This is a genomic window from Micromonospora sp. AMSO31t, assembly GCF_008868175.1.
Classification (GTDB): domain Bacteria; phylum Actinomycetota; class Actinomycetes; order Mycobacteriales; family Micromonosporaceae; genus Micromonospora.
In genome coordinates, this window is sequence record NZ_WBKT01000057.1 from 1 (window position 1) to 26,970 (window position 26,970).

32 protein-coding genes and 2 pseudogenes are annotated in these 26,970 nt (G+C 74.5%); 14 read left to right on the top strand and 20 right to left on the bottom strand.

Annotation, left to right across the window (positions count from 1 at the left end; translation table 11 throughout):
- The 6 genes from F8274_RS15115 to F8274_RS15140 all read left to right on the top strand — a co-directional run.
- On the top strand, positions 1-233 hold a 233-nt coding region (locus tag F8274_RS15115; protein ID WP_225853805.1), incomplete at its 5' end, for a hypothetical protein.
- A complete protein-coding gene (locus F8274_RS15120) occupies positions 230-694 on the top strand; it encodes a roadblock/LC7 domain-containing protein (RefSeq protein WP_151463027.1) in 465 nt (154 codons plus the stop codon). The genes F8274_RS15115 and F8274_RS15120, both read left to right, overlap by 4 nt.
- A complete protein-coding gene (locus F8274_RS15125) occupies positions 691-1,140 on the top strand; it encodes a DUF742 domain-containing protein (RefSeq protein WP_151463028.1) in 450 nt (149 codons plus the stop codon). The genes F8274_RS15120 and F8274_RS15125 overlap by 4 nt, the downstream gene beginning before the upstream one ends.
- Entirely contained in the window at positions 1,118-1,870 is a 753-nt protein-coding gene (locus F8274_RS15130) for an ATP/GTP-binding protein (protein WP_192579841.1), read from the top strand. The genes F8274_RS15125 and F8274_RS15130 overlap by 23 nt, the downstream gene beginning before the upstream one ends.
- A 43-nt stretch (positions 1,871-1,913) precedes the next feature.
- Positions 1,914-2,387 carry a hypothetical protein gene (locus tag F8274_RS15135; RefSeq protein ID WP_151463029.1) on the top strand — a complete coding sequence of 158 codons (474 nt, stop codon included), beginning with the start codon at positions 1,914-1,916 and terminating at the stop codon, positions 2,385-2,387.
- Between the two features lie 42 nt (positions 2,388-2,429).
- Positions 2,430-4,652: an AAA family ATPase gene (locus tag F8274_RS15140; RefSeq protein WP_151463030.1), complete on the top strand. Its 2,223-nt coding sequence runs from the start codon at positions 2,430-2,432 to the stop codon at positions 4,650-4,652.
- A 12-nt stretch (positions 4,653-4,664) separates the two neighbouring features.
- Here F8274_RS15140 and F8274_RS15145 read toward each other — a convergent pair whose 3' ends face one another.
- The 16 genes and pseudogenes from F8274_RS15145 to F8274_RS15220 all read right to left on the bottom strand — a co-directional run bounded on the left by F8274_RS15145 (position 4,665) and on the right by F8274_RS15220 (position 15,409).
- On the bottom strand, positions 4,665-5,018 hold the full coding sequence (locus F8274_RS15145; RefSeq protein WP_225853806.1) for a gas vesicle protein K: 354 nt from the start codon (positions 5,016-5,018) through the stop codon (positions 4,665-4,667).
- Complete coding sequence (locus F8274_RS15150) at positions 5,015-5,236, bottom strand: gas vesicle protein (protein WP_192579842.1); 222 nt, start codon at positions 5,234-5,236, stop codon at positions 5,015-5,017. The genes F8274_RS15145 and F8274_RS15150 overlap by 4 nt, the downstream gene beginning before the upstream one ends.
- The gene (locus tag F8274_RS15155; protein ID WP_151463031.1) at positions 5,227-6,027 is read right to left on the bottom strand and encodes a GvpL/GvpF family gas vesicle protein; all 801 of its coding nucleotides are present in this window, start codon (positions 6,025-6,027) and stop codon (positions 5,227-5,229) included. Before F8274_RS15155 ends, F8274_RS15150 begins: the two co-directional genes overlap by 10 nt.
- A 160-nt stretch (positions 6,028-6,187) precedes the next feature.
- Positions 6,188-6,343, bottom strand: a pseudogene (gene gvpJ, locus F8274_RS32635) (gas vesicle protein GvpJ); the annotation flags it as partial.
- Positions 6,344-6,389: 46 nt separating this feature from the next.
- The gene (locus F8274_RS15165; protein WP_151463033.1) at positions 6,390-6,737 is read right to left on the bottom strand and encodes a gas vesicle protein; all 348 of its coding nucleotides are present in this window, start codon (positions 6,735-6,737) and stop codon (positions 6,390-6,392) included.
- Entirely contained in the window at positions 6,734-7,078 is a 345-nt protein-coding gene (locus F8274_RS15170; RefSeq protein WP_151463034.1) for a gas vesicle protein GvpG, read from the bottom strand. The genes F8274_RS15165 and F8274_RS15170 overlap by 4 nt, the downstream gene beginning before the upstream one ends.
- Positions 7,079-7,081: 3 nt before the next feature.
- Positions 7,082-7,837 carry a GvpL/GvpF family gas vesicle protein gene (locus tag F8274_RS15175; RefSeq protein ID WP_151463035.1) on the bottom strand — a complete coding sequence of 252 codons (756 nt, stop codon included), beginning with the start codon at positions 7,835-7,837 and terminating at the stop codon, positions 7,082-7,084.
- Between the two features lie 208 nt (positions 7,838-8,045).
- Positions 8,046-8,267, bottom strand: a pseudogene (gvpJ, locus tag F8274_RS32640) (gas vesicle protein GvpJ); the annotation flags it as partial.
- The gene (locus tag F8274_RS15185) at positions 8,264-9,523 is read right to left on the bottom strand and encodes an SRPBCC family protein (protein ID WP_151463037.1); all 1,260 of its coding nucleotides are present in this window, start codon (positions 9,521-9,523) and stop codon (positions 8,264-8,266) included. The gene F8274_RS15185 and the pseudogene gvpJ (F8274_RS32640), both read right to left, overlap by 4 nt.
- A gap of 2 nt (positions 9,524-9,525) precedes the next feature.
- Complete coding sequence (locus F8274_RS15190; RefSeq protein WP_225853808.1) at positions 9,526-9,978, bottom strand: hypothetical protein; 453 nt, start codon at positions 9,976-9,978, stop codon at positions 9,526-9,528.
- 294 nt (positions 9,979-10,272) lie between these two features.
- Positions 10,273-10,782: a GNAT family N-acetyltransferase gene (locus F8274_RS15195; RefSeq protein ID WP_151463038.1), complete on the bottom strand. Its 510-nt coding sequence runs from the start codon at positions 10,780-10,782 to the stop codon at positions 10,273-10,275.
- 151 nt (positions 10,783-10,933) lie between these two features.
- Positions 10,934-11,836, bottom strand: a complete 903-nt coding sequence (locus tag F8274_RS15200) for a hypothetical protein (protein ID WP_151463039.1) — start codon at positions 11,834-11,836, stop codon at positions 10,934-10,936.
- Positions 11,837-11,946: 110 nt separating this feature from the next.
- On the bottom strand, positions 11,947-12,375 hold the full coding sequence (locus tag F8274_RS15205) for a DUF3263 domain-containing protein (RefSeq protein WP_151463040.1): 429 nt from the start codon (positions 12,373-12,375) through the stop codon (positions 11,947-11,949).
- A 106-nt stretch (positions 12,376-12,481) separates the two neighbouring features.
- Entirely contained in the window at positions 12,482-13,498 is a 1,017-nt protein-coding gene (locus F8274_RS15210; RefSeq protein WP_151463041.1) for an ABC transporter permease subunit, read from the bottom strand.
- Positions 13,495-14,502, bottom strand: coding sequence for an ATP-binding cassette domain-containing protein (locus F8274_RS15215; protein ID WP_151463042.1), 1,008 nt, complete (start codon positions 14,500-14,502; stop codon positions 13,495-13,497). Before F8274_RS15215 ends, F8274_RS15210 begins: the two co-directional genes overlap by 4 nt.
- 121 nt (positions 14,503-14,623) lie before the next feature.
- Entirely contained in the window at positions 14,624-15,409 is a 786-nt protein-coding gene (locus F8274_RS15220; RefSeq protein ID WP_151463043.1) for a DeoR/GlpR family DNA-binding transcription regulator, read from the bottom strand.
- Positions 15,410-15,606: 197 nt separating this feature from the next.
- Here F8274_RS15220 and F8274_RS15225 point away from each other — a divergent pair, with 197 nt between their 5' ends.
- The 3 genes from F8274_RS15225 to nagA are packed head-to-tail and all read left to right on the top strand — an operon-like array spanning position 15,607 to position 18,571.
- Positions 15,607-16,536: an SIS domain-containing protein gene (locus tag F8274_RS15225; protein ID WP_151463044.1), complete on the top strand. Its 930-nt coding sequence runs from the start codon at positions 15,607-15,609 to the stop codon at positions 16,534-16,536.
- The gene (locus tag F8274_RS15230) at positions 16,533-17,465 is read left to right on the top strand and encodes an ROK family protein (RefSeq protein ID WP_151463045.1); all 933 of its coding nucleotides are present in this window, start codon (positions 16,533-16,535) and stop codon (positions 17,463-17,465) included. Before F8274_RS15225 ends, F8274_RS15230 begins: the two co-directional genes overlap by 4 nt.
- Complete coding sequence (gene nagA / locus F8274_RS15235) at positions 17,462-18,571, top strand: N-acetylglucosamine-6-phosphate deacetylase (RefSeq protein ID WP_151463046.1); 1,110 nt, start codon at positions 17,462-17,464, stop codon at positions 18,569-18,571. The genes F8274_RS15230 and nagA overlap by 4 nt, the downstream gene beginning before the upstream one ends.
- Before the next feature lie 59 nt (positions 18,572-18,630).
- On the opposite strand, the gene F8274_RS15240 is transcribed toward nagA, so the two are convergent.
- A complete protein-coding gene (locus F8274_RS15240; RefSeq protein ID WP_151463047.1) occupies positions 18,631-19,617 on the bottom strand; it encodes a helix-turn-helix transcriptional regulator in 987 nt (328 codons plus the stop codon).
- A 172-nt stretch (positions 19,618-19,789) separates the two neighbouring features.
- On the opposite strand from F8274_RS15240, the gene F8274_RS15245 reads away from it, so the two are divergent.
- Positions 19,790-20,305: a hypothetical protein gene (locus tag F8274_RS15245; protein WP_151463048.1), complete on the top strand. Its 516-nt coding sequence runs from the start codon at positions 19,790-19,792 to the stop codon at positions 20,303-20,305.
- Positions 20,306-20,427: 122 nt separating this feature from the next.
- On the opposite strand, the gene F8274_RS15250 is transcribed toward F8274_RS15245, so the two are convergent.
- Positions 20,428-21,639: a DUF4032 domain-containing protein gene (locus tag F8274_RS15250; RefSeq protein ID WP_151463049.1), complete on the bottom strand. Its 1,212-nt coding sequence runs from the start codon at positions 21,637-21,639 to the stop codon at positions 20,428-20,430.
- A gap of 111 nt (positions 21,640-21,750) precedes the next feature.
- Here F8274_RS15250 and F8274_RS15255 point away from each other — a divergent pair, with 111 nt between their 5' ends.
- Together F8274_RS15255 and F8274_RS15260 are read left to right on the top strand one after the other, a co-directional pair.
- A complete protein-coding gene (locus F8274_RS15255; protein ID WP_151463050.1) occupies positions 21,751-22,518 on the top strand; it encodes a phosphatase PAP2 family protein in 768 nt (255 codons plus the stop codon).
- Positions 22,519-22,527: 9 nt separating this feature from the next.
- A complete protein-coding gene (locus F8274_RS15260) occupies positions 22,528-23,769 on the top strand; it encodes an APC family permease (protein WP_151463051.1) in 1,242 nt (413 codons plus the stop codon).
- Between the two features lie 30 nt (positions 23,770-23,799).
- Here the strand turns inward: F8274_RS15260 and F8274_RS15265 are convergent, their stop codons facing one another.
- Positions 23,800-23,991, bottom strand: coding sequence for a hypothetical protein (locus tag F8274_RS15265; protein WP_151463052.1), 192 nt, complete (start codon positions 23,989-23,991; stop codon positions 23,800-23,802).
- A 316-nt stretch (positions 23,992-24,307) separates the two neighbouring features.
- Between F8274_RS15265 and F8274_RS31250 the strand changes: the two genes are divergently transcribed.
- Positions 24,308-24,481, top strand: coding sequence for a hypothetical protein (locus F8274_RS31250; protein ID WP_192579843.1), 174 nt, complete (start codon positions 24,308-24,310; stop codon positions 24,479-24,481).
- A 108-nt stretch (positions 24,482-24,589) separates the two neighbouring features.
- Here F8274_RS31250 and F8274_RS15275 read toward each other — a convergent pair whose 3' ends face one another.
- Complete coding sequence (locus F8274_RS15275) at positions 24,590-26,320, bottom strand: NAD-binding protein (RefSeq protein WP_151463062.1); 1,731 nt, start codon at positions 26,318-26,320, stop codon at positions 24,590-24,592.
- A 141-nt stretch (positions 26,321-26,461) separates the two neighbouring features.
- Between F8274_RS15275 and F8274_RS15280 the strand changes: the two genes are divergently transcribed.
- A complete protein-coding gene (locus F8274_RS15280; RefSeq protein WP_151463054.1) occupies positions 26,462-26,953 on the top strand; it encodes an MSMEG_6728 family protein in 492 nt (163 codons plus the stop codon).
- The last annotated feature ends 17 nt before the right edge of the window (positions 26,954-26,970 follow it).

The following is a 26,970-nucleotide window of genomic DNA, read 5'->3' on the forward strand; positions in this document are numbered from 1 at the left end:
CCGAGGACGACGCCGCCCCGGTCGTGCCCACCCCCGACCGGCCCCGGCTCAGCCGGCGGGTGCCCGGGGCGAACCTGGCCGTGTCCCCGGGGCAGGCCACCCCGCCGGCAAGCCCGCCGCCGGGGGACCCCGCCGAGGTCCGCGACCTCATCACCGATTTCGAGGCGGGCGTCGCCCGTGCACTGCGCGAAGTCAGTCCCGACCGCCGCTACGAAGAGGACGCATCACGGTGACCAGCCCGTTCCTGCACGACAACGCCGACCAGACCACCACCGGCGGCCTCAGCCCCGAGGCGCGCACCTTCAACTGGCTGCTCGACTCGTTCACCTCCAGCACGGCCGGGGTGATGGAGGCGATCGCGGTCTCCTCGGACGGACTGCTGATGGCCATGTCCGCCATCAAGGACCGGTCCAACGCGGAGCGGCTGGCCGCCGTCGTCTCCGGCATGACCAGCCTCGCCGGGGGCGCCGCCAGCTGGTACGCGCTCGGCGGTTTGAACCGGGTGATCGTGGACATGGCCGAGGGCTACCTGCTGATCAGCGCGATCAGCAGCGGCTCGGTGCTCGGCGTGGTCGCCGACCGCTCGGCCAACCTGGGCACCGTGGCGTACGAGATGACGCTCTTCGCCGGCCGGGCCGGCGGCGCCCTGACCCCCCGGTTGATCGCCGAACTGAAGAACGCCGTCCAGCAATGACACCGGACGCGGCCGGCGAGGACCCGGAGCCGGAGCCCGGCACCCGGGTCCGCCCCTTCCTGCACGCGCCCGCCCCCGGCCCCGGGCCGGACGCGGGCGACGGGGAGCCCAGCGGTCCGCGTCCGTTCGTGCTGACCGCCGGCCGGGTGGACGGCGATCCGGCGATCGGCCTGGAGACCCAGGTGACCGCCCGGCCGGAGAGCGGCTCGTGGGCGGTGATCGCCCGGCTGGACCCGGAACTGGCGACGATCGTGGCGCTCTGCGCCGAGCCGATCTCGGTGGCCGAGATCTCCGCCCGGACGCGGATGCACTTCGGCGTGACCCGGGTGCTCGTCGGCGACCTCCGCGCCGCCGGGCACCTCGACGTGCACCTCGGGGACGCCGACGACGCCCTCGACCCCGACCTCATCCTGCGAGTGATTGATGGACTCCGTGCGATCTCCTGAATGGCCGGCGGCCGCCGCGGGCGGTCCCGCCGCGAACAACGCCGCCACCCGGTACGCCGCCCCGCCCACCACCGTCCCGCCGGCCGGTCGGGCCGCCACGCCGGCTCCGCCGCCGCCGTACCGGCCGCCCGAGGTGGCCGCCCCGACGGTCAGCCGGGTGCCCGCGCCACGCCCACCGATCCCGGTGAAGATCCTCATCGCGGGTGGCTTCGGGGTCGGCAAGACCACCACGGTGGGCGCGATCTCCGAGATCGCCCCGCTGACCACCGAGGCCGAGATGACCACCGCCGGAATCGGCGTCGACGACGCGGGCGCGGCCTCGGACAAGACCACCACCACGGTGGCCATGGACTTCGGTTGCGTCACCATCGACCGCAGCCTCAAGCTCTACCTCTTCGGCACGCCCGGCCAGGCCCGCTTCGGCTTCATGTGGGACGACCTGGCCCGGGGCGCGCTCGGGGCGCTCGTGGTGGTGGACAGCGCCCGGCTCGACGACTGCTATCCGGCCATCGACTTCTTCGAGCGGGCCGGGCTGCCGTTCGCCGTGGGGGTGAACGCCTTCGACGGCCGGCTGGCGCTGGACCTGCCCTCGATCCGCTGGGCGCTGGCGATCGGCGAACACGTGCCGCTGGTGCAGTTCGACGCCCGGGACCGGCTCTCCGTACGGGACGCGCTGCTCGTCGTCCTGGACCGGGCGCTGGACCGGGCGACACGGGAGAAGGGGGCCTGAACCGGCAGCCGGTTCGACCCGTATCACGGAAGGGGTGGACGTGATGAGAGGTGATCTGGACGAGACCCTGGCCCGGCTGGCCCGGCGCGAGGAGGCGCAGCGCCGCCGGGGGCCGCTGCCCGACGAGCCGGACGAGGAGGCCGGGCGCGACCGGCCGGCGGACGCGCGGGCGGGGCACGGCGCGTACCGGTTGCGTGGGGGCGACCGGCCGGAGCCGCGGGACCCGGTCGAGGAGGTGGCCGAGGCGGTCCGCCGGGTGGTCGCCGAGCACCCCGGGCTCGCCGTCGTCGTGCGGGTGGAACTGGGCGGGCAGGCGTACCCGTTGCGGGTCGCCTGGTCCGGCCCGGAGGTGACGGTCGGGGCGGCGCCCGCGCCGGCGCCCCCGCCGGCCTGGCCGATGTCGGTGAAGACGGTGCCGGCCCCCGGGCAGGACGGGCTGGCCACCGACCCGGCGGCCCGGCTGGCCGAGATGATCCGGCGCGACCCGTCGCTGCTGGACGACACCGGCCCGCTCTGAGGCCCGCCGGCACGACGGGGTGCCGGCGGCTACTGTCGGGCGGTGGCGGAACCCGACCTGACCCTGACCGCGGTCCTGCGGCCGGCGGCGCTGGACGCCCGGCGCGGCGTCGTCCGCCTGCACCCCGAGGTGCTGACGGCGCTGGCGCTGCGTCCCGGCGATCCGGTGCGGCTGGCCGGCCGCCGGGTGACTGCCGGCATCGCCGCCCCGGCCGAGCCGACCGCGAGCAGCGCCCTGCTCTACGCCGACGACCTGCTGCTGGGCAACCTGGGCCTGCGCGACGGCGGGCAGGTCACGGTGAGCCCGCTCCCGGCGGTCCCGGCGCGCCGGCTCACCCTGGCCGGGCCGGTCGGCGTCGTGGCCGCGGTCTCCCCGGAGATGCTCCGGCTCGCCCTGCTCGGCAAGGTGGTCACCGCCGGCGACGACGTCTCGCTGCTGCCCCAGGACGTGCTCCCCGACGCCGCGCTCCGCGGCCTGGTCGAGGCCGCCCGGCGCAGCCTGGCCACCACCGTCGGGTACGCCTGGACCAGCACCCTGCTCACCGTCGTGGCGGCCGAGCCGGCGACCGGCGCGCTGGTCACCATGGACACCGTGGTCGGCTGGGAGCACGGCCCGGCCACCCGCGGCTCCGGCCCGGCCGGCGAGGGAGGCCCGGCGGCCCCGACCGCTCCGGCGCCGGCCGACGACCTGCTCGGCCCCGAGGACGCTCCCGACGTGGACGAGCTGCCCGGGTTGCGGGCCCAGGCCGAGGAGCTCACCGAACTGCTCGACCTGGGCTTCCACCACCGGGAGGTGCTGGGGCGGCTCGGCACCACGGTCTCGCTCGGCGTGCTCGTCAGCGGCCCGGCCGGCTCGGGCAAGTCGGCGCTGGTCCGCGCGGTCGCCGCCCGGGTCCGCGCCCGGGTGCGGCCGCTGTGGGGCCCGGAACTGGCCGCGCTGGGCAACGACGCGGCCGCCCGCCGGCTGCGCGAGGCCGCCGCCGCGGTCCGGGCCGGCGGCCCGGCCGTGCTGCTGGTCACCGACGTGGAGGCGGTCGCCCCGGCCGACGAGCCCGGTCCGCTGGCCACGGTGTTCCGGCAGGTGGTCGCTGAGACGGTCCGGTCGGGGGCGGCGGTCGTCTGCACGACCGGGCGCCCGGAGGCGGTGGATCCGGCGCTGCGCGCCCCGGACCTGCTCTCGCTGCGGATCACCGTGCCGCTGCCCGACGCGGCGCTGCGCCGGGAGCAGCTGACCGTGCTCACCCGGCAGGTGCCCCTGGCCGAGGACGTCCGGCTGGACGAGGTGGCCGGGCGTACGCCGGGGTTCGTCGCCGCCGACCTGGCCGCGCTGGTCCGGGAGGCCGGGGTGCGGGCCGCGCTGCGGCAGAAGGCGGCGGAGACCCCGACCGTGGCGATGGCCGACTTCGCCGCCGCCCTGGAGGTGGTCCGGCCGACCACGATGGCCGCGTCCACCCTGGAACTGGCCTCGGTGACCCTGAACGACGTCGGGGGCCTGCACGAGGTCAAGCAGACGTTGACCGAGTCGGTGCTGTGGCCGCTGACCTACCCGGACACCTTCGCCCGGCTGGGCGTGACGCCGCCGCGCGGGGTGCTGCTCTACGGGCCGCCCGGCTGCGGCAAGACCTACCTCGTCACCGCGCTGGCCGGCTCCGGCCGGGCCAACGTGCTGTCGGTGAAGGGGGCGGAGCTGCTCTCCAAGTGGGTCGGTGAGAGCGAGCGCGCGGTGCGGGAGCTGTTCCGCCGGGCCCGCGAGGCGGCCCCCACGCTGGTCTTCCTCGACGAGGTGGACGCCCTGGCCCCGGTCCGCGGCCAGGCCAACGACGGCGGCACCACCGACCGGGTGGTCGCCGCCCTGCTCACCGAGCTGGACGGGGTGGAGGCGCTGCGCAACGTGGTGGTGGTCGCCGCCACGAACCGCCCCGAGCTGGTCGACCCCGCGCTGCTCCGCCCCGGCCGGCTGGAACGCCTGGTGTACGTGCCGCCGCCGGACGGCCCGGCCCGCGCCGAGATCCTCCGGGCTGCCGCCCGGCACGTCCCGCTCGCGCCCGACGTGGACCTCACCGCGCTCGGCGCGGAGCTGGACGGCTTCTCGGCGGCCGACTGCGCCGCGCTGATCCGGGAGGCGGCCCTCGCCGCGATGCGCGAGTCGCTGGCGGCCAGCACGGTCACCGCCGCGCACGTCGAGGCGGCCCGCAGCCGCGTCCGCCCCTCGCTGGACCCGGTCCAGCTCGCCCACCTGGAGGCCTACGCCGCCACCCGGAGCTGAGCCGGAACGGGTTCAGTCGGTGGGCAGCAGCGGGCCGAGCGGGCCGAGGTCGAGGTTGAGGTCCTCGGGGGCCAGGCCGAAGTACTCGCGCAGCTGGGTCATCTGCTCCTCCAGCGCCATGAGCGTGGCGCCGACCCGCTCGACCTGCTCCTCGGTGAGGTCGCCCAGGTCGACCCGGCGCAGCGCCTGCCGTTCCATGAGCTGCCGGAGCAGCTCGATCACGGTGAGCACCAGGCTGGCCAGCCCCCGCTCGACCGAGTCCTTGTCGACGGCGAGCCGGCGGTCCAGCGGCCGCACCCGGGGCGCCGTCCACCGCGGCTCGCCCAGCGCCGCCGCCAGGTCGGCCGCCTCGTCCCGCCCGGTCACGGCGCGGCCTCCGGGTCGGGCGGGGCGAGCGCGCCGACCGAGGCGATGAGCGCGCGCAGCGAGATGCGGACCAGGTCGATGTCCGCGATGGCCAGGGTGATGTCCCCGGTGATCACCACGCCGGTGGCGAGCACCCGGTCGAGCAGGTCGACCAGGGCCACCGACCGGTAGGCCAGCGGGTCGTCGGCGCTGCTCGGCGCCAGCGCGGTCACGCCCATGCCGGCTCCGCCTCCGGTTCCGCCACGAACGAGTACGGCGGCCACGGGCCGGTCAGCTCCAGCCGCAGCTCCGGGTGCCCTTCCGCCAGCTCCCGGGCCAGCCCCGCGAAGCCGTCCCAGCGGTCCCGGTCGACCAGGTACGCCCCGTTGAGCACCATGGCGGTGGGCGCACCGGAGAGCCGCCGGTCCTGCGGGGCGTGCCGGCGGGCGGCGACCGCGTACCCGGCCAGGGCGGCGTGCACGGCGGCGGCCCCGTCGGCGGCGACCCGCTGCCCCTCCTCCCGGGCGGTGAGCTGGGCCCGGCGCCGCCGCAGGTACGCGGCACCGGCCCCGCCCCCACCGTCGGGTTCCTCGACCCGCGGGGTGGCGCCGGGCACCACGTACCCCTTGACGCCCCACTCCGCGCGGCCGTCGAGCCGGGCCAGCGTGCCGGCCAGCTCGTCGTGCCGCTCGACCAGCACCCGGGCCACCCGGTCGTCGTCGCGGTGGACGGTGGCGAGTCGGGCGGGCACCACGGCGCCGGACCGGGACAGCGCGTCCACCACGGCGTGGTGGGCCCGGGCGGCGCGCTCCAGCCAGGCCAGGTCCTCCAGGTTGCGGCGCAGCGCGGCCTCGCCGTACTCGCTGAGCGGGGCGTCGCTGACCACGGCGACCAGGCCGGCGGCGGCCACCGCCCGCACCGGGGTGCCGGCGATGCCCGGGAGCCGGGCGGGCGTGGCCGTCCCGGCGACCACCCCGTGCAGCCAGACCGCGGTGCCGGTGTCCCCGACGGGGTCAGAGGTCGTGGTCATGCCAGTCCTCCGTCTGCTCCCGCTCGGCCCGGGCCGCCACCCGCGGCCGGCGGGACGCCTCGACCTCCTCCGGGTCGCGCGGTCCCGGCTCGACCGGCGGCCGGGCCCGGGAGCTGAGCCACGGGTCGTGCTCCCACCAGTCGATGCCGATCTGCCGCGCCGTGTCCACCGAGGCGATGACCAGCCGCAGCTTCAGCGTCAGCAGCTCGATGTCGAGCAGGCTGACCCGGATGTCACCGGCGATCACGATGCCGCGGTCGAGCACCCGTTCCAGGATGTCGCCGAGGTTCGCCGGCTCGTGGCCGGCCGGCAGCACCTGACCGGAGTTCTGCACGACCGACGGAGCCCGCCCAATGGTCATCTCAGTCCCCCTTGCCGCGCTGGTAGCGGCGCGTCCGCCGGTAGCCGAGCAGGCTGCCGGTCATGTCCAGCTCGACCTCGTAGAGGCCGAGCAGGTCGGTCGACGCCGGGATGCGGTGGTCCTCGACCACCTCCACCCCGATCCGCCAGCCGTCGTCGGTGGGCTGGATCGAGGTGACCCCGAGCGGGTCCTTACCGGTCAGATCGACGATCTGGCGCAACCCCTCCCGGGCCGCCTCGCCCGCGCTGACCGCCTCCTCGTCGTCCTCGTCGAGATACCGGTCCTCGGTCCGACCGCCCCGGTCCCGCCACCGCTCGCGGTCGCCGTCACCCCGGATCCGTGCTGTCATCGCCCTCCCCCTCGTCCGCCACGCGGCTCGCCGCGGCGGCCGCCGGTCCCCCGCCGGGCGGGCGCCGGCCGCCGGGGAGCACCGTTACGCCCCGGCGGGACACGGCTGCCGCCGGCGGCCGGCCTGGTCAACCGGTCCAGCACCTGCTGCTGCCCCCGGTCCCGCTCCTCCGGCGTGATGTCACCGGCCGCCGCCGCCCGGTCCAGCTCCTCCAGCTCGCGCCGGATGTTGACCGGGTTGTACTGCCGTGACTCCGCCTCCCGCGCCACCACCTTGACCAGCGCGGTCAGCCCGCGCACCGGCGCGTACGGCAGGGTCAGCAGCGTCCACAGGATGTCCACGGGTCACTCCACCAGCTGGTGCGCGCTGACGAAGTCGTACGGGGCGAGCGGGCCGATGAGCCGCATCCGGATCAGGTCCCGCCGCCGCTCGGCGAAGTCCTCCACGGCCTGGACGAACTCGTCCTCGGCGTCGCCCTCCACGAGGAAGGAGACGCGCACCGCGTCCAGCTCGTTGCTGGGCGGGAGGGGCGCGTCGGCCACCACGAGGCGGCCCACCGCGTCGATCAGGTCGCGGTTCTCCGCCTCCCGGCGCAGCTCCACCGCCTGACTGATCATCTCGCCGAGCCGGATCCGCTGCTCCCGGCTCTCGACCTCCGGCCGGCCGCGCACCTCGTCGGCGAGGGCCCCGGCGGCGGCGTTCTCCGCCAGGAACCCGGCGATGAACTCCTGCTCGTCGAAGCGCCCGTGCACGGTGTACTGGAGGCGGTCCTCGAACTCGTCGAGGGCGGCGGCGAACCGGTCGTGGTGCGCGGCGAGCAGGTCCTCGACCGCGTCCTCGCCGGTCACCACCGTGCCGAAACGGACCGGCAGCACCGGCGCCACCACCGCCGTCCCGTCCAGCAGCCGCTCGTACGCGGTCAGGTCCGCCGGCCGGCCCAGCGGCTCCTCCAGCCCGACCTCGCTGACCAGCGCCGCCAGCTCACCGTGCCGGATCGCGGTCACCTCGCCGGGCGGGGAGCCGACCCCCTCGGCCTCGGGGGTCGGCTCCACGTCGGACGGCACGATGCCGTAGATGAACAGCCCGTTCTCCTGAGCCATCTCAGCGCTCCTCGTCCCGCCGCCGGCGCGGCCGCTCCCGCTCCCGGTCGTCGCCCCGGTCGCGGAGGGAATCGGCCACCGCGCCGCTGATCTCCTGGGCCGCCTTGCCGAGCCCGGAGACCGCCTTGCCCTTGGTGGCGGCGCCGGCCGCGTCACCGACCAGGTCCGGCAGGCCCTTCTGGTCCTTCGGCACGATGCTCAGCCGGTCGACCGCCTCGGCGAACCGCAGGTACGTCTCGACGCTGGCGATCACGATCCGCGCGTTGATCTCCAGGAGCTGGATGCCGACCACGGCGACCGACACCTGGGCGTCGATCACCACGCCCTTGTCGAGCACGGTCTCCACGACGTCGGCGAGGGTGCCCCCGCCGCCGCCGCTGGTGCGCTCCAGGGCGCTGCCCGACTGTCCCGTCGTGGTGGACACGGTCATTCCTCACGCTCCTCTCGCCGGCGGCGCACCACCGGCCGTCGTGGTGTCTCGGGTGCCCGCCGGACGGGGCGCGGCCGCTCGGGGCGCGCCTCCCGCTCCTCGCGCGGCTGGGCGCGGCGCGCCCGCTCGGGGGCGCGGCGGCGCGGCGGCTCCTCCTCCTCGGGCTCCTCGTCGTACTCGTCGTCGTCGAAGTCGTCGCCCTCGTCGTAGTCCGCGTACTCCTCCTCGGCGGGGGTGGGACGGCGGCGCGGCGGCGGCGGCCGGCGGCGGCCGCGGCCGGCGGGCCGGCGCTCCTCCTCCGGCTCCTCCTCGGGCTCCTCCTCCGGCTCTTCCTCCGGTTCCTCGGCCCGGCCCCGCTGTTCGCCGCGGCCCCGCTGCTCCTCGCGGCCCTCCTGCTCCTCGCGGCTCTCCTGCTCGTCGCGGGCCTCCTGCTCCTCGCGGAGGGCGGTCTCGTGGTCCTTGACCACCTGGGAGTCCTCGATCTCACCGCGCCAGCCCTCGACCGAGTCGGGGTCGAGCACGGTCCGGGTCATCACGTGCCGGACGAAGTGCTTCAGCTCCAGCCGGACCCGGCGGCCCTGGGCGCGCCACAGGTTGCCGGTGTGCTCGAAGAGGCCCTGCGGGTGGTACTCCAGCACCACGAGGATCCGGGTCAGTTCGGGGCCGACCTCGTGGAAGCTGACCGTGCCGTCGACGGAGCCCTTCTCGCCCTTGGACCGCCAGTGGATGAGCCGGTCCGGGATCTGCCGGACGATTGTCGACTCCCAGGTCCGGTGCGACCAGAAGACCTGCGCCTTCCAGGTCATCTTCCCGTCCTCGTCCCAGTCAGCCTGCTCGACCTTCTTCATGAAGCTCGGGAAGTCGCCGAACTGCGTCCACTGGTTGTACGCGACCCGGACCGGAACGCCGACCTCGATGGTCTCGACGATGTTGGTGACCTTGAGCTTCTTGCCACCGCCCTTGCCGCCCTTGCCACCGCCGAACGCCGACATCAACTTCTCCTTACCGCCGGCCAGGCCGGCCTGGAACATGGCCTTGACCGGGGAGTTGCCCTCGGCGAGCTTCTGCGCGCCGGTGGCGGCGGCGACCAGGCCGGGGCCCCCGCCCTGCTTGGCGTACTCGCTGAGCCGCCCGGTGGCGCCGGTGATCCGCTCGGTGACCACGTGCATGGCACGCTCACCGATGGCGGAGGCGAGGTTGCGCAGCTCGCCACCGATCTGGTCGCGGGCCCGCTCCGTGAGGTTGCTGGTCGCCATGGTCACCGCCCCCGCTGCCGTCGCGCGACCGGGCGACCGCCCCGGTCCGTCTCGTCCCCCGCGGCGGGCTGCTCGTCGAGCTCCTCCTCGTCGTCGGCGGCGGACCGCTCGCCGTCCGCCGGCTCCTCGTCCGGACGGCCGCCGGCCGTCTTCCGGCGCAGCGCGTCGGCGCCGCCGCGCAGCTTGCCGCTGATCGCGTCGATGCCACTGCCCGCGGCCGCGGTCGCCGCGGCCCTGCCGGCGGTGGCCAGCGGGGCGCCCAGCTTGCCGAGGCCGCCGAGCTGGGGACTCGCGTTCATCAGGTCCGCGCCGAGCTGCTTCAGCCCGCCCGGCCGCTGGCTGGCCCGCCCGGCCGCCACGGCGGCGGCCAGGGTGAGGGCCGTGCGCATCTTCTTCCGGCGCCCGAGGAGGTAGCCGAAGCCCACCGCCAGCGCCACCCGTGCTCCGCTCTTCATCAGTTCTCCTTCGCTCCCCGGCGGAAGCGGACACCCTCATGCGTGGAGCAGGCCCGGGAAAGCAGCTACCGGGGATCAGCGGGTGACGGGCCTGCGACCGGCGTCCCGTATCAGCGGACCCGGCGGGCAGTACCCGTCCCCCCATGCGCAAAACATTTCAGCGGAATTGCCGAGGCGCATGTCACCGCACATTTGGATAGGCGGTTCAGGAGAGACAGAGACGGCGCAAAACGGTCAGAGAAGCCCAGGAGAGCAGGGAAAAGTCAAATCTCGCAAGAAAGGTCGGCGAGAAAATTAATGGGTTGGCAGGGCGGAATCGAGGCACATTTCCGCGCGGAGCTTCCCATCCTTCTCGCGCAATTCCGCGCCGCATTTCCGAAGGACTGAGACAGCGCCCTGGTTGTCCGGTGTCGTCTCGGCCACGACGGTGCGCATGCCGGCCGCCGCGGCGGCGTGGAGCAGCTCCCGCAGGGCCGCCGCACCGAGCCCCTGACCGCGCGCCGAGCGGCCCAGCCACATCCCGGTCTCCACCGTCCCCGGCTCGCCGCACCGGGTCATCCGGACCATGCCGACCACCTCGCCGCCGGCCACGATCGCGTACATCAGGGTGTGGGTCGGGCCGTCCAGCCCGCCGAAGCTCGCCCGGTGGAACTCGCGGAAGGCCTCCCGACGGGCCAGCGACCACCCGGCCGGGGCCTCGACCGGGGGCATGACATCCTCCGGCTCCGCCTCGGCAGCCGCTACGGAGAGCAACGGCTCCAGGTTTCGCTCGTCCACCGGCTCCAGCCGTACCGTACCCGTCACGAGCCGCAGTCTGCCGGTCGTACCGGCCCAAGTCCACCCCTTTGGGCGCGGACTGCCGGTCCGGCGGAGGGGGTCGGCCGGTCGTACCCCCGGGGTGTTCCGCCTCACGCTCCGTTGTCAGCCAACCGGCCCGTTTCGACCGTGAGGGTGCTCACCCCGCCGGCATGAACTCGCAGAGCACCGCCGAGGCGTCGTCCGTGCGCTTGTGCCGGCGCAACCGGTCCGGGTGGTCCCGCTCGGCCGCCCGGACCCGGTCGATCAGCCCCTCCGGGCCCTCGGCCGCCGTCACGTCGAGCAGGCCGGCCCAGTCGAAGAGGCCGAACTGCTCGACCGCACAGGAGGCGCCGTCGCTGAGCAGCGCGGCCCGTCGCAGCGCCCCCGGCCCGCGCAGCGGCAGCGTGCCGGTCACCGCGTGGTACGCCGCGTCCGGGTCGCTGGCGGCTGCCCAGTAGCCGTGCGTCCGGTTCATCCGGCTCCGCTGCACGGTCACCGCCCGGTGGAACCGGGTCGCCGCGTCGACGCCCCCGTCCGGCAGCGCGGCGGCCGTCCGGCGCAGGTCCGCCAGCGCCGTGTCCAGCCGGTCGTCGGAGACCACGTCGATCCGGTCCCCGGTGTCGAGCACGAGCGGGCTGTCGCAGAGCACCAGGTAGTCCACCTGGTCACCGCCCTCCCGGAGGAGGCAGACGGTGGAGGACGGGGTGCCCGGATGGTCCAGGTCGCAGTCGCCGCGGTGGTCGGCCCGCACGGCCAGGATCGCCGCCGCCAGGCTGCTCATCAGCGTGGCCGCCGGGCGGGCCGCGACGGCCAGGCCGATCCGGGCGGCCAGGTGCCGGACGTACCACGCCGGGCCGTGCACGCAGCCGGTGTCGAATCCCTCCGGCACGGTCGCCCCGTCGAGGACGCCGACCAGCGGGCCGATCCGGAAGACCAGGTCCTCGTTCTCCAGCCGGCCGGGGGCCGGATCGGAGGCGGAGCGTACCCGCATCATCGGCGCCGTCCCGACCGGCCGGGCGGGCCGGCTGCCGATCGCGTACCGGCGGTCTGGTGCCCCCATCCGTCTGCTCCCTCCGTCGCCGTTCGCCGCCTACCCGGAGCGCCGGAGCCCATGCCGGTGCGGCCGGACCGGAGGGCGGGTGCGGGCGGATCCGAGGATGGTGCGGGCGGTCAGCGCCGCCGGTTCCGGGCCCGGGACGAGCGCAGCCGGCGCAGCCGGCCCACCAGCACCGGCTCGGCGGCGAGCGCGGCCGGCTGGTCCAGCAGCGCGTTGAGCAGCTGGTAGTAGCGGGTCGCGGAGAGCCCGAAGGTGTCCCGGATGGCCTGTTCCTTGGCGCCCGCGTGCTTCCACCACTGCTGCTCGAAGGCGAGGATCTGCCGGTCCCGCTCGGTCAGCCCGCCGGCCCCGCCGGGGGCCTCCGCGGCGAGGGCCGAATCCGCCGGCCCGTCGTCCGGCGGCCCGTCGTCCGGGACGGCCTCGACCGCGGGGGCGGAGCGGGGTGGCGGGACGGTGCGGCCGGCCTCGCGGCGCGCGACGTCGGCGGTCCCCGACGGCTCGGGCCGGTCGGTGGCGGCCCGCTCCGTGGCGTCGGCGGGCAATGGCGCTCCTCAGCGGGACGGGGCGACCGGCACGACGACGCCGGCCGGGGGACCCCAGCCTAACCAGGGTCCGCCCGGCCCGCATCGGACGCGGGGTCCGCGCCGGTCAGGCGATGTCCCGCCGGCGCATCGACCAGAACGCGCCGATCAGCGCGGCGGCGGCGCCCACCCCGAGCACCAGCGCGGACTGCTGCCAGGTGACCACCAGCTTGGCCGGTTCACAGGCGCCCTTGGCGAACTGGCAGGTGTCGTAGTCGAAGAGTTCGACCTTCTTCATGAACCACGACTGGGCGTACGTGGACAGGACGTAGCGGTCGCCGAACGGCACGGAGAGCACGGCAACGGCGATCCGGATGCCGATCTCGCTGATCGCGAAGACCGCCACGGCCGCGCCGAGCGCCATCGCGGTGTGCCGCCCCAGCGAGGCGAGCGCGAAGGCCACCGCGCCGACGAGCAGGATGAGCCCGACCGCCCGCAGGCCGTCGAGGCCGATGGACTGCCACACCCCGGCGGTCACCTTGGCGGTGGTCCCCCGGTAGCGGCCGATGAGCCAGAAGGCGAGCGTCCAGAAGGCGCCGAGCACCAGGCTCACCCCGAGCACGGTGGTGAGCAGCGCGGCCAGCTTGGTGCCCAGCACGGCGAGCCGTTTCGGCCGCCAGAGCAGCAGGTTCATCATCCCGCCGGTGCTCCACTCGGCGCCCACGTAGGAGGCGCCCACGATGAACGCGAAGAGCGCCACCGCCCCGGCGAAGACCGCGATGAACATGGGGAACTCGGCCCGGAAGTCGAACTGGTAGGGCAGGTTCCACTTCGGGTCGAACATCTCGGGCTGCGGCTGCCAGTCCCGGCCGCAGTTCGGGCCGTACCGTTCCTCGGTGTCCTGGTCCCCGCGGGCCTTGGCGGCGTCGCAGTCGGCGACCGTCTTCTTCCAGTCCTCCATCGCCCGCTGGTACTGGGCGTCGGACTCGACCTGGGCGGCCGCCACCGTCTCCTTCGAGAGCTGGTGGCTGGAGAAGCTGAAGGCGGTGGCCACGGTGGCCAGCCCGAGCAGCAGCAGGACCAGCAGCAGCCGGGTGAGCCGGCGCTTGCTGAGCCGGCGCAGTTCGGTGAAGTACAAGCTCATGCGCCCCAACCTCCCGTGGTGGCGCCGCTGCCCGGCTCACCGACCTTCGTGGACTGGTCGACCTGCCGGTGCTGGCCGGGAACCGGCGCGGTGGCGGTCAGTTCGAGGAAGACGCTCTCCAGGTCGACCGCGACGGGGGTCAGCTCGCTGACGTAGAGGCCCTGCTCGGCCAGGACGCGGCTGACCGTGGCCGGCTTGTCGACGCCGGAGAGCATCAGGTGGTCGGGCTCGGCGGTGACGCGGATCCCGGCCCGGGTCAGCGTCTCGGTCGCCTGCGGCAGGTCGGTGACCGCCTCCAGGCGGACCCGCACGGCGCCCTGCGAGTGGGCGGCGAGCACCTCGTCGACCGGCCCGAAGGCGACCCGCCGGCCCAGCGAGATGATGGTGACCGAGTCGCAGATGAGCTGGATCTCGCCGAGGATGTGGCTGGAGAGCACGACGGTCATCCCGGCGGCGGACAGGTCGCGCATGAGCCCGCGCATCTCCCGGATGCCGCCCGGGTCGAGGCCGTTGGCCGGCTCGTCGAGGATCAGCAGCTTCGGGTTCTTCAGCAGGGCGGAGGCGACGGCGAGCCGCTGCTTCATGCCGAGCGAGTAGGTCTTCACCCGCTCGCCGGCCCGGTCGCGCAGCCCGACCAGCTCCAGCACCTCGTCGACCCGCTGCTTGGGCAGCTCACCGGCCTGGGCGAGCAGCCCGAGGGTGTCCCGGGCGGAGAAGTGCGGGAAGAACTGCGGGCTCTCCACGATGGCGCCGACCTGGCCGGCGACCGCGGGCAGGGCCTGCGGCAGCTCCTGGCCGAGGATGGCCATCCGGCCGCCGTTGGGCCGGATCAGGCCGAGCAGCGTCCGCAGCGTGGTGGTCTTGCCCGAGCCGTTGGGGCCGAGGAAGCCGTGCACCTGGCCGGCCTCGACCCGCATGTCGAAGCCGTCGAGCGCGTGGCGGACCCCGCGTTTCCGGCTCCGGTACGTCTTGCGGAGACCTTCGATCTCCAGGACAGCCGACAAGCTGACCTCCCCCGATAAGTAGGTGTCAGCTCGACACCATACGCGGTATGCAGGCGGAGACAATACCCGGTATGCATCGGGGTTTTCCCGGATTCGGGATCAGGCGCGCCGGCGGGGTCGGTCAGGCGCAGACGACGTGCACGCCCGCGTCGCGGAACGCCTGCACCACAGTGGGCGACGCCCCGGAGTCGGTCACCAGCGTCTCCACCCGGTCCACCGGGCAGATCCGGGCGAACGCGTGCCCGCCCAGCTTCGACGAGTCGGCGATGACCACGACCCGCTTGGCCCGGGCCACCATGAGGCTGTTCATGGCCGCCTCGCCCTCGTGGTGGGCGGCCGCGCCGAGCTGCGGGTCGATGGCGTCCACGCCGAGCAGCGCCACGTCCAGGGTGACCTCGCGCAGCAGCGCCCCGCCCAGCGGGCCGACCAGCTCGAACGACTTGGGCCGGACCACGCCGCCGGCCACCACCACCTTCATCCGCGAGCGCACCAGCAGCTCGTTGGCGATGTTCAAGGCGTTGGTGACCACGGTGAGCTGGGCGCCCTCGGCGCTGGTGTTCAAGTCGGGGCGGACGGCCAGGGCCCGGGCCACCTCGGTGCTGGTGGTGCCGCCGTTCAGCCCGACCACGGTGCCCGGGGAGACCAGCGCGGCGGCGGCCGCGCCGATCCGCTGCTTCTCGGCCGAGTGCTTGGCCGTCTTGTAGCGCAGCGGCAGGTCGTAGGAGACGCCGTTGGCGACCGCGCCGCCCCGGGTCCGCGTGATCATCTGCTGCTGGGCGAGCTGGTCGAAGTCACGCCGGATGGTGGCCTGGGAGACGTCCAGGCGCTCGGCCGCCTCCTCGACGCTGACCCGGCCGCTGTCGGTCAGCATCTCGAGCAGCGCATTCCATCTGGCGTAGCGGTCCACGGGGGGCCTCCACTGACTCTGCACGAACGGTGATTGATTGCGTGCACAGTAGTGCGCGAAACTGGCCAGGCGCAAAACCCTGTCCTGCGCGATGTGGGAGCCGGTTGCCACGGCCACCCCGAATCGCGCAGAATGACGCGCGAAAGGCGGCCATATCGCGCCGTATTGCGCAAGGTCTCCCCTGGCGAGGAGTTGTCATGGCGTACGTGCACGCGGAGATCGCGAGCCAGCCCGACTGCTGGCGGGAGGCGGCGCGGCTCGCCCCGGCCGTCGCCGACCGCCTGCCGCGCCCCGGCGAGCGGGTCGCCGTGGTCGGGTGCGGCACGTCGTGGTTCATGGCGGCCGCGTACGCCGGGCTGCGCGAGGGCGCGGGCCAGGGCGAGACCGACGCCTTCCAGGCCAGCGAGTTCCCCACCGGCCGCCGCTACGACCGGGTCATCGCGATCACCCGCTCCGGCACCACCACCGAGGTGCTCGACCTGCTCGCCGCGCTGCGCGGGCAGTTGCCCACCACGGTCCTGGTCGGCGACCCGGCCGCACCGGCCGTCGAGCTGGCCGACGCGACGGTGCCCCTGCCCTTCGCCGACGAGCGCTCGGTGGTGCAGACCCGGTTCGCCACCACCGCGCTGGCGCTGCTCCGCGCCCACCTCGGCGAGGACCTGGGCCGGCTCGCCGCCGACGCCGAGGTGGCCGTCCGGGCCCCGCTGCCGATCGACCCGGCGACCATCGAGCAGGTCACCTTCCTCGGCCGCGGCTGGACGGTCGGGCTGGCCCAGGAGGCCGCGCTGAAGTGCCGCGAGGCCGCCACCTTCTGGGCCGAGGCGTACCCGGCCATGGACTACCGGCACGGCCCCATCTCGATCGCCGCGCCGGGGCGGCTGGTCTGGGCGTTCGGCGGCATCCCGGAGGGCCTGCCCGAGGACGTGGCCGCCACCGGCGCCGCCTTCGTGCACAGCCGCACACACGGCTGCCACACCGTCCTGACGAGCTGGGCGGCCGGGCGCAACCCGGTCGACCCGATGGCCGACCTCATCCTCGCCCAGCGCTTCGCCGTCGCGCTCGCGACCAGCCGCGGCCTCGACCCCGACGCGCCCCGGCACCTGACCCGCTCCGTGGTGCTCGCATGACCCCAGGCGGCGAGGTCGTCGTCGCGCTGGACGTGGGTGGCACCGGAATGAAGTGCGCCCTGGTCCGCCCGGACGGCGCGACCGTCCACGCCGAGCGGCACGCCACCGACGCGGCGCGCGGCCCGGAGGCGGTGGTCGGCACGATCCTCGACGTGGCCGAAGGGCTGGCCGGCAAGGCCCGCGCCGACGGCCTCACCCCGGTGGCGTGCGGCATCGCCGTGCCCGGGGTGGTCGACGAGGCCCACGGAGTGGCGGTCTGGTCGGCGAACGTGGGCTTCCGGGACGTACCCCTGCGGGAGCTGGCGCGGACGCGGCTCGGCCTGCCCACGGCGCTCGGCCACGACGTGCGGGTGGGCGGCCTGGCCGAGGCGCGGCTCGGTGCCGGGCGGGACGCCGGCCACGTGCTCTTCGTCGCGATCGGCACCGGCATCGCCGCCGCCCACGTGGTCGACGGGTCGGCCGCCGCCGGCGCGCACGGCGCCGCCGGGGAGATCGGCCACATCCTGGTACGCCCCGACGGCCCGCGCTGCGGCTGCGGGCGCCCCGGCTGCCTGGAGGCGATGGCGTCGGCCTCGGCGATCGGCCGCCGGTACGCCGAGCTGTCCGGCGGCGCGGCCACCGCCGCCGAGGTGGCCGATCGGGCGGCGGCCGGTGAGCCGCTGGCCGGCCGGGTCTGGCGGGAGGCCGTCGAGGCGCTCGCTGACGGCCTGGCCACCGGTCAGGCGCTCTTCGACGTGGCGACCATCGTGATCGGCGGCGGGCTGGCCCAGGCCGGTCCCCGGCTGTTCGACCCGCTGCGTGCGGCGCTGCGCGAGCGTCTGACGTTCCACCGCGAGCCGCACCTGGTCGCGGCGGCCCTCGGCGACGAGGCCGGCTGCCTCGGCGCCGCCCTGCTGGCCCTGGACACCCTGGCGAAGGAGAGCCGATGACCCTGCGCGTGACCGGCAAGGTGGTGACCCCGAACGGCGTGCTCCGGCAGGGTTGCGTGGAGATCGCCGGCGACCGGATCCGGGCGGTCGCCGAGTACCCGACGGTGCGCGACGGGCACTGGATCGTGCCGGGCTTCGTGGACATGCACACCCACGGCGGAGGCGGGCACACCTTCACCACCGGCGACGCGGAGTCGGCCCGGCAGGCCGCCGACTTCCACCTCGGGCACGGCACCACCACCCTGCTGGCCAGCCTGGTCAGCTCCCCGTTCCCGCTGATGCGCGAGGCCACCGCCGCCTACCGGCCGCTCGTCGAGTCCGGGGTGCTGGCGGGCGTCCACTTCGAGGGGCCCTACCTGTCCGCGGCCCGGTGCGGGGCGCAGAACCCGGAGTTCCTCCGTGACCCGTCCACCGAGGAGCTGGCCGAGCTGATCGAGCTGGGTGGCGGCGCGGTCCGGATGGTCACCCTGGCCCCGGAGCGCGACGGCGCGCTGGAGGCGATCAAGCTGCTGGTCGGGCAGGGCGTGGTGGCGGCCGTCGGGCACACCGACGCCACCTGGGAGCAGACCCGGGTGGCCGTGGCGGCCGGCGCGAGCGTCGGCACCCACCTGTTCAACGGGATGCGACCGCTGCACCACCGCGAGCCGGGACCGGTGGTGGCCCTGCTGGAGGCCCCGAACGTGGTCTGCGAGCTGGTCGCCGACGGCGTGCACCTGCACGACGGGATGCTCGGCTTCGCCACCTCGGTGGCCGGCCCGGAGCGGGCCGCCCTGATCACCGACGCGATGGCCGCCGCCGGCATGCCCGACGGCGAGTACGAGCTGGGCGGCCAGGCCGTCACCGTGGCCGACGGGGTGGCCCGGCTCAGCCGGGACGGCGCGATCGCCGGCAGCACGCTGACCATGGACGCCGCGCTGCGGCACGCGGTCGGCGCGGGGGTGGCCCTGCCGGACGCCTGCCGGATGGTCGCCACCACCCCGGCCCGGGCCATCGGCCTGGGCGACCGGGTGGGCGCCCTCCAGACCGGCCTCCGGGCCGACCTGGTCGTCCTCGACGACGACCTCAACGTGCTGCGGGTGATGCGCGCCGGCGCCTGGGTGGAGTGACGCTGCCCGTAGCGCGCACCAGCCACATCGGCCGGTACGGGCCGGAGGGACACACCGGATCAGGTGCGGTTGAGCAGTTGCCGGCCCAGCGGGGTGAGCGTGTGGTGCACCGCGTTGCGGTCGCGGGCACTGGTGACCAGGCCCGACGAGCGCAGCACGGCCAGGTGCCTGCTCGCCGACGGGACGCTGACGTCGAGCCGGTGGGCGACCTCCGACGTGGTCCCGCCGTCGGCGGCCAGCACGAGGATGGCGGCCCGGGTACCGCCCAGCAGGGCCGACAGGGACCCGGCCCCGGCCGCCGCCGACACCACACGGGCGTGCGGATGGATGGGGTAGACGAGCACCGGCGGCAGCAGCGGATCGGCGAGCACCATCGGCTTCTCGTGCCGCTTGAAGTAGCAGGGCACGAGCAGCAGCCCCCTTCCGTCCAGGTGGAGGTCCCGCTCGGCGATGTAGTTGGTGATCGTCAGAATGCCACCGTCGAACCTGGCGGTCGGGTGCAGGTCGTTGAGCAGCGCCGACAGCCCCTGATTCAGCAGCCGTCGGGACCGCAGGGCCCGATCGGCGTCGAACGCGGAGCGGATCGCGTTCCACAGGGGCAGGATCGCGAGCCGGTGGTAGAGCTGGAGGCCCGCCCCGAGCTGGCGCAGGGCGGTCACGTCCCCGGCCGCCAGGTCGGCGACGGCCGACGGTCGCCGGGTCCCCGTCGACCGGAGCGTCGCCAGGTCGGCCGCGAGTCTGGCCCTGGGCGTGCGCAGCAGGGCGTCCAGTCCGGGCTCGAACCCGCCGCTGGCCTCGATGGGGGTCAGGAAGTCCGGAAAGTAGCCCAGCGGCGGGTTGATCGACAGCGGCAACCCCAGCTCGGCCCGGTGGCCGTGGCGCTCGTGCAGCAACCCCAACATCCGTCGCCGCCACCCGGTCAGCAGCGGATCCAGGCACCGGCCCCGCAGCCAGTGCATGCTGAGCATGCTCTCCCACAGCGGATCAGGTGCCGGCGCGATCCGGGTGCGGGCGAGGTCGGCAGCGGTGAAGTGGATCCGAAGCATGACGGTCCCCGGGTCGGCTGGGCGTGCGTCCAGTCTGGCGATCGTCCAGCCGTCCCGGTTCGGCCGACCGGATCATGACGGCCGACTCCGGGGCCACCATCGGACCCGGGTGTTTTCCGCACAGGGCAAAGACGTTGCCCCCCGTGATCGACCACCGTCAACATCGACGGCTATGAAGACCCTGCTGCGGACCACAGTGGCCGGAGGCGTGTTCCTCGCCGTCCTGGCCCTGCTCGCGCCGACCGCCTATGCCGCGCTGCCCACCCTGAAGTCGGGCGACTATCTCCAGCGCCGATTCCTGGAGTACCAACCGCCGGGAACCGGCAACCGCTCGGTGAAGAACTCCAGCGGCCAGACCATCGGCTCGTACGAGCTGTGGGCCGAGGTCTCCACCCCGCGCACCATGCACGTGACCAACCTCTGCGTCCACGACGAACTCGCCAACGGCCGCGGCGTCGTCCTCCGGCTGATGGTCAAGTACGGCAGCAACTCCAGCAAGGATCTCGGCTACTTCAAGGACCGCGCCGACTGCTATTACGGCGTCCAGGTCACCGCGCCCTCCGACATCTGGGCGCTCGACGTCGACCAGGGCGAGGCCTGGTCCGGGGTCCCCTACCAGTACACCGGACACTACGAGCGCTACGGGCTCTGGACGCCCGACACCGGCCTCTGGCCGTCGTTCGACTGAGCTGAATTGAAACGGGGGCATGCAACACGGCTCGACCCTGCGGAAGCAGTGGTCGACCACGTTGCGCCCGCGGTAGGTCACCGTGTCGAGGGCGGTGGCCTACCGCCGGTCGCTCGGGCGGCCTACCCGGCGGCGGGCACCTCGACGCCGAGCACCGCCTGCTCGTCCGGGCGGTGCACCAGCACGTCCGCCAGGTAGGACTGCACCGCCTGGCGCATCCCGACGTCCCGGCCCGCCCGCTCGGAGAGCAGCCACTTGTGCTCGATGATCTGGGCGAACAGTTCCTGCGGCTCCAGCTTGTGGCGCAGGTGCGCGGGCACCGCCCGGACCACCGGCTCGAACACCTCGGTCAGCCAGCGGTGCGCGGCCTGCTGCTCGTCGGTCAGGTCGCTCTCCACCCGGTACGCGTCCAGGTCGTTGAGGAGCTTGCGGGCCTGGTTCTCCTCGGCGTCCAGGCCGGTGAGCCGGAGCAGCCGCCGCGTGTGGTAGCCGGCGTCGACGACCTTGGGCCGGACCAGGTAGCGCCCGTTGTCGACGGTCGACATGGCCACCTCGGCGACGTCGAAGCCCAGCTCGTTGAGGCGGCGGATCCGGCCCTCGATGTCGTGCCGGGCCTCCCGCTCGATCTGCTGCTCGTAGGTGACCTCGTGCCAGAGCCGCTCGTAGCGCTGCACGACCTGCTCGCAGACCTCCTCCGGGTCGATCGACTCGTGCAGCAGGCCGGCGGCCTGGAGGTCCAGCGCCTCGCCGAAGATGTTGACCCGGGCGATCTCCAGGTCCTCGCCGCGCTGCCCGTTCGAGAGCGACGGGTGCAGCGCGCCGGTCTCCGCGTCGACCAGGTAGGCGGCGAAGGCGCCGGCGTCCCGCCGGAACAGCGTGTTGGACAGCGAGCAGTCGCCCCAGAAGAAGCCGGTCAGGTGCATCCGGACCAGCAGCACCGCCAGCGCGTCGAGCAGCCGGTTCATGGTCTCCGGCCGCAGCGTGCGGGAGAACAGCGCCCGGTAGGGCAGTGAGAACTGGAGGTGCCGGGTGATCAGCACGGGGTCGAGCGGCTCACCGTCGTCGGTCTGCCGGTCAGCCACGATCGCGATCGCCTCCACCGAGGGGAAGTCGATCCGCTCCAGCGCCCGGAGCAGGTCGTACTCCCGTTCGGCGACCCGCTCGCCGGTCTCCTTCACCGCGTAGACGTAGCCGCCGAGCCGGACGAAACGCACGATGTGCCGCGAAATGCCCTGGGGCAGCGCCACCAGGTGTTCGGCAGGCCACTCCTCCAGCGGGGTCGACCAGGGAAGGTCGAGCAGCGCCGGGTCGACGAGGGCCGAGGTGATCCGCACGGGGACCAGTGTGACCGCTGACCCCCCGGGAGCGCTTCCCTTCGTGGTTGGGCCCACAGCCGCCGCCGCCCGCACCGGCCCGACGCCGCGGGCGGCCGGTAGCGTGGTCGCGTGCGGGAGACCACGCAGGTACGCCGGAAGCCGCGGCTCCGGCCCGTCCGGCCGGCCGGCTGGTGGTGGGACGGGCTGCTGCTGGCCGCCCTGGTGGCGCTCACCGTGGCGCTGGCCGAGGGGCACCTCTTCGGGCTCGACCGGGCCGTCGCCGACTGGTCCGAGGCGCACCGGCCGACCGCCGCCCGGTGGGCCGCCATGGCGCTCAACCTGCTCGGCCAGGGCACCCCGCTGACCCTGCTCGCGGCCGGGCTCGGCGTGCTCCTGGCGGTCCGGCTCCGCTCGGTCCGCCCGGTGCTGCCGCCGGTGACCGCGTTCGTGCTCACCTACCTGACCATCGGGCCGTTGAAGGTGTGGACGGCGCGGCCCGCGCCGAGCGCCAGCGTGAAGGAGCCGTTCCTGGCGCCCGATGCGACCCTGCCGCTGTTCCAGCAGGACCTGCCGGTGCGCTTCGCCCAGTCCTACCCGTCCGGGCACGTGGCCAACGCCATCGTCTGGTACGGCGTGCTCGCCCTGCTCCTGGCCCCCCTGCTGCGCACCTTCGGCCGGACCATTCCGCCCCGGCTGGTCACCGTGATCCGGGTGGTGCCGCCGCTCGTGGTCTTCTGCACCACCATCTACCTGGGCTGGCACTGGCTCACCGACTCGGTGGCCGGGCTGATGCTCGGCCTGCTCCTGGACCGGCTGCTGCACCGGGTGCCCTGGGACGACGTGCCGTTGCCCGGCCCGCTGCGAAACCGGGACCGGCCGTTCACCTCCACCCCCTAGCCTGCGTCCGTGGCTGAACTGGCACGCCGGCTGGGCGTACGCGACGCGGTCGTCATCGGTCTGGGGTCGATGCTCGGCGCGGGCGTCTTCGTGGTCTTCGCCCCCGCCGCGGCGGCCGCCGGCGGCGCCGGCCTGCTGGTCGCGCTGGCCCTCGCCGGCCTCGTCGCCTTCTGCAACGCGACCAGCTCGGCCCGGCTGGCCGCCCGCTACCCGGAGTCCGGCGGCACCTACGTCTACGGCCGGGAGCGGCTGCACCCGTTCGCTGGGTTCCTCGCCGGCTGGGGGTTCGTGATCGGCAAGACGGCGAGCTGCGCGGCCATGGCGCTGACCATCGGGGCGTACCTGTGGCCGGGGCGGGCGCGGCTCGTGGCGGTCCTCGCGGTGGTGGCCGTGACCGCCGTGAACCTCCGGGGGATCGGGAAGACCGCGACCGCGACCCGGGTGCTGGTCGGCGTGGTCCTCACCGTCCTCGGCGTGGTGGCAGCGACCGGCGCGCCGCACGTGGAGCCGGCCCGGCTGGCCGGTTTCGCCGACACCGGCGTCCGGGGCGTGCTCACGGCCGCCGGCCTGCTCTTCTTCGCCTTCGCCGGTTACGCCCGGATCGCCACCCTCGGCGAGGAGGTCCGCGACCCGGAACGCACGATCCCGCGCGCGGTGCCGCTGGCGCTCGGCGTGGTCCTGGCCAGCTACCTGGCGCTGGCCGTGGTGGCCCTCGGGGTGCTGGGTGAGCAACGACTGGCCGCCTCCACGGCGCCCCTGGCCGAGGTGGTGACCGCCGCCGGGCTGCCCGGCCTGGCCTGGCTGGTCCGGGCCGGGGCGACCGTGGCGGTGACCGGGGTGCTGCTCTCCCTGCTCGCCGGCGTCGGCCGGACCACGCTGGCGATGGCCCGCCGCCGGGACCTGCCGGGCGCGCTGGCCGCCGTGCACCCGCGCCACCGGGTGCCGCACCGCGCCGAGCTGGCGGTGGCCGCCGTGGTGATCGTCGTGGTGTCCCTGGCCGACGTGCGGGGCGCCATCGGCTTCTCCAGCTGCACGGTGCTGGTCTACTACGCGATCGCCAACGCCTCGGCGCTCACCCTGGGCCGGGATCCGGCCCGAAAGCTGCCGGTGCAGCTGCTCGCCGTGCTGGGGCTGGTCGGGTGCCTGTTGCTCGCGGTCAGCCTGCCGGTCGCCAGCACCCTCGCCGGCTTCGGCGTGCTCACCCTCGGCGCCGCCTGGTACGCCCTCCGCCACACCACCCGGCCGGCCTGAACCCGGTCAGGCCGTCCACGACTCTGGCCGTCAGTCCTCGTCGGCCGGGCCGGGGCGATTCTTGGCAATCCATGCTCGGACGGCCTTGCCATCCCAGACGCGGCCCATCTTCAAGGTTGCAAGGGGGTCAGGGAACCCCTTGCGGCCTACGATGATCGTGGCGCGCTGCTTGCTGATGCCGCCAAGCAAGTCACGGATCTCATCCAGCCCAAGCAACTCCACAAGCCGAAGGTATGGCCCAAGAGTATTGCTCCACGCCCTACCGGGTCAGACAACTCCTATAGGGGTTGCCCTCGTACATCCCGTCATGGTCCGATGGGTTGGTGACGGACCATGGACCTGTTCTGCCTGTCTGGACGTGTGCGGGGTGCGGATCGCCCTGGCCCTGTCCGACGCGCCGCCGTGAACTGCTCGCCGAGTACGACCGCGCTCCGGTGTCCCTGTCCATCTACATGGCTTCGCACCTGGTCTCGGCGACACAGGACATGGGCTGGGCTCCCGCCGGCGCTCTGCACCGCAGGTTCCTCGGCTGGCTGCCGTGAGCGTGCTCAAGCCCGGTGACGAGAAGTTCCACTACTCCGACAACTCGCACCGGTGGATACCGCCGGACCCCGACTTCCCTCAGGAGGTGTGGGACGAGATGGTCCGGCAGCACAAGGACAAGCACCTCCGGCCACCAGCCCGACCACGCATCGCGCGCCGTTCGATCTGACAACGACCCCGATGCCCGTGGTGGGTGCCGGGGGTCGTTGGTCGAGGCGCTTCAGGTCGTCCCATGGGCCGCCGGGGCGAGTGTCGTCGTGAAAGTCGTCCTGGAGGCTCACTCGTCCGCGTGGCGAGGGGTGGGCGCGCCCGCCGGGGCGGGTGGCGGCACCGGGGTGGTCTCCCGGAGCAGGGCGGTCAGCCCGGCCCGCCGGGCCACCACGGTCAGCCGGTCGCCCGCATGGATCACCATGCGCGGGTCGGTGGACCACTCCGTCTTCTGCCCGGCCGGGGTGTACGCCAGCAGGCGCACCTCGCCGGGGCGGGCCACCGCGGCGAGCGGCCGCCCGTCGAGCGGGGAGCCGGCCACCACCGGCACCTCGGTGACCAGCAGCGCGTGCCGGTCGACCGGGATGGTGGCGATCACGGCGCGGTCCAGCATGGCCGCCGCGAACGCCGGAGCGGCCAGGTAGGACACGCTGCGGGAGATGCCGATCCCGAACGCCTGCTGGATCCGTTCGGCGAAGTCGCCGTCGAAGAGGCGCAGCACCACCCGCAGGTCGGGGTCGAGGGAGCGGGCGTTCAGGGCGGCGCGGAGGTTGATGCCGTCGTCGGTGGAGACCACCACGAGCGCCTGGCTCGTGTCGACGGAGGCGGCGCGCAGGGTCTCCTCCTGGCCCGCGTCGCCGACGATCAGCGGCACGCCGAGCCGGTGCGCCAGCGGGGCGCCCCGCGCGTCCGGGTTCTTGTCGATGGCCACCACCTCGACCCCGAAGTCGTGCAGTTGGGCCATCACCCGGGTGCCGATGTTGCCGAGCCCGACGACCACCACGTGCCCGGAGCGGTCGGGCTGGACCCGGCCGGCGTGCAGGGCGAGCCGGGCGTTGACGATGCCGTCGACCACGGCGGCCGTGATCAGCGGGATCAGCGCCAGCCCGGCCAGGTTGAGCACCACCTGCATGATCTGGGCGGCGAGCGCCTTGTTGACGTCCGGGTCCTGCCCGCTGAGGGTGGTGACCAGCGTCAGGTAGAGCGCCTCGGACCACGTCACGTCGGCCGCCCGGGCGTTGAGCCAGCCGAGCACGGCGATCACCGCCAGCAGCACCAGCACGGCCAGGCCGATCTTGCGGGTGGCGAAGCTGCGGAGCGCGCGGAGCAGCACCGCGACCGGCTGCCGCCGACGGCGGGCCCGGACCAGCCGGCGGGCGGCCAGCTCGGTGCCGGGCGGCCGGCCGGTCGCCTCGGCCAGCACCACGTCGGCGGAGGCCTCGTCGGCGGGCAGCACCCGGACCAGCTCCGGATCGGTGGTGACGGCCAGCCCGCTGACCACGTCCTGCGGGCGTACGTCGGCGCGGCGGGCCACGTAGAGGGTGCGGCCGGCGTGCCGGAAGTGGGTGGGGGCCAGCTCGCCGAGGGCGGCGGCCACGAAGGCCGGTGCGGAGATCGACGCGTCGGAGAGCACCGCCGAGTCGGGGAAAAGCTGCCGCACGCCGTTGGCCAGGCTCGTGTTGAACATCCGGACCACCAGGCGCAGCCGGGGCTCGACCTCCTGGGCGCAGAGCGCGGCGTGCATGTTGCCCACGTCGTCCTGGTGCAGCAGGGCCAGCCCGTCCGCTCCGGCCAGGCCGGCCCGGCGGAAGGTGGCCTCGTCGAGCCGGTCGGCCCGGACGACCTGGACGCCCGGGAGGTCCCGCCCGTCCGGCCCCTCGGTGCGGCGGCGCTCGGGCACGACCAGCGTCACCCGGACCCGGCCGGCGGGCGGGTCGGTGGCGAGCAGGGACCGGACCACCCAGTAGGCCAACGGGTCCGAGCCGCAGACCACGTAGTGCGGACGGGCGTCGCCGTTCATCTTGAGCCGCCATCCGGTCGCCCGGCGCGCGCGGTCGCGGAGGGGCTCGGCCATGCCCGGATCGTAGTCAGTCGCTCGCAGCGCGCGCAGCCCCCTCGATCATGAACGCATGGGGCCCGCCAGTACGGGTAGAGCAGCGGCATGCAGACGTTCCTGCCGTATCCGGACTTCCTGGCCAGCGCCCGGACGCTGGACCAGAAGCGGCTGGGCAAGCAGCGGGTGGAGACCATCCAGGTGCTGCGCGGGCTGACCCGGCCGGACTACGGCTGGCGCAACCACCCGGCGGTGAAGATGTGGGCCGGCTACGAGGAGGCGCTGACCCGGTACGGCCTGGACATGTGCGCCGTGTGGTGCGAGCCGGGACGGGCGGACACCTGCGCGGCCACCATGGCCACCGACCTGGCCTCCGCCTGCGGCATCGCGCTCATCCGCACCCAGGCGGAGCTGGCCGACGCCGGCGAGCTGCCGCCCTGGCTGGGCCGGGACGACCTGCACCTCAGCCACCGGTCGTCGCTGCTGCGCAAGGACCCGGCGCACTACGGCCCGCAGTTCGGCGACGTCCCGCCCGACCTGGAGTACGTCTGGCCGGCGTCGGACCGGCCGCGCCGCTGTCTGCTGCCGCCGGCGGCGTGAGCCGGCAGACTGGGGCT

Coding starts and splice junctions, on each gene's coding strand:
- F8274_RS15125 (WP_151463028.1), top strand. CDS start 691: ATGACACCGGACGCGGCCGGCGAGGACCCGGAGCCGGAGCCCGGCACC.
- F8274_RS15130 (WP_192579841.1), top strand. CDS start 1,118: ATGGACTCCGTGCGATCTCCTGAATGGCCGGCGGCCGCCGCGGGCGGT.
- F8274_RS15135 (WP_151463029.1), top strand. CDS start 1,914: ATGAGAGGTGATCTGGACGAGACCCTGGCCCGGCTGGCCCGGCGCGAG.
- F8274_RS15150 (WP_192579842.1), bottom strand. CDS start 5,236: ATGGGCGTGACCGCGCTGGCGCCGAGCAGCGCCGACGACCCGCTGGCC.
- F8274_RS15155 (WP_151463031.1), bottom strand. CDS start 6,027: ATGACCACGACCTCTGACCCCGTCGGGGACACCGGCACCGCGGTCTGG.
- F8274_RS15165 (WP_151463033.1), bottom strand. CDS start 6,737: ATGACAGCACGGATCCGGGGTGACGGCGACCGCGAGCGGTGGCGGGAC.
- F8274_RS15175 (WP_151463035.1), bottom strand. CDS start 7,837: ATGGCTCAGGAGAACGGGCTGTTCATCTACGGCATCGTGCCGTCCGAC.
- F8274_RS15185 (WP_151463037.1), bottom strand. CDS start 9,523: ATGGCGACCAGCAACCTCACGGAGCGGGCCCGCGACCAGATCGGTGGC.
- F8274_RS15190 (WP_225853808.1), bottom strand. CDS start 9,978: ATGAAGAGCGGAGCACGGGTGGCGCTGGCGGTGGGCTTCGGCTACCTC.
- F8274_RS15200 (WP_151463039.1), bottom strand. CDS start 11,836: ATGGGGGCACCAGACCGCCGGTACGCGATCGGCAGCCGGCCCGCCCGG.
- F8274_RS15210 (WP_151463041.1), bottom strand. CDS start 13,498: ATGAGCTTGTACTTCACCGAACTGCGCCGGCTCAGCAAGCGCCGGCTC.
- F8274_RS15225 (WP_151463044.1), top strand. CDS start 15,607: ATGGCGTACGTGCACGCGGAGATCGCGAGCCAGCCCGACTGCTGGCGG.
- F8274_RS15230 (WP_151463045.1), top strand. CDS start 16,533: ATGACCCCAGGCGGCGAGGTCGTCGTCGCGCTGGACGTGGGTGGCACC.
- nagA (WP_151463046.1), top strand. CDS start 17,462: ATGACCCTGCGCGTGACCGGCAAGGTGGTGACCCCGAACGGCGTGCTC.
- F8274_RS15240 (WP_151463047.1), bottom strand. CDS start 19,617: ATGCTTCGGATCCACTTCACCGCTGCCGACCTCGCCCGCACCCGGATC.
- F8274_RS15245 (WP_151463048.1), top strand. CDS start 19,790: ATGAAGACCCTGCTGCGGACCACAGTGGCCGGAGGCGTGTTCCTCGCC.
- F8274_RS15275 (WP_151463062.1), bottom strand. CDS start 26,320: ATGAACGGCGACGCCCGTCCGCACTACGTGGTCTGCGGCTCGGACCCG.
- F8274_RS15280 (WP_151463054.1), top strand. CDS start 26,462: ATGCAGACGTTCCTGCCGTATCCGGACTTCCTGGCCAGCGCCCGGACG.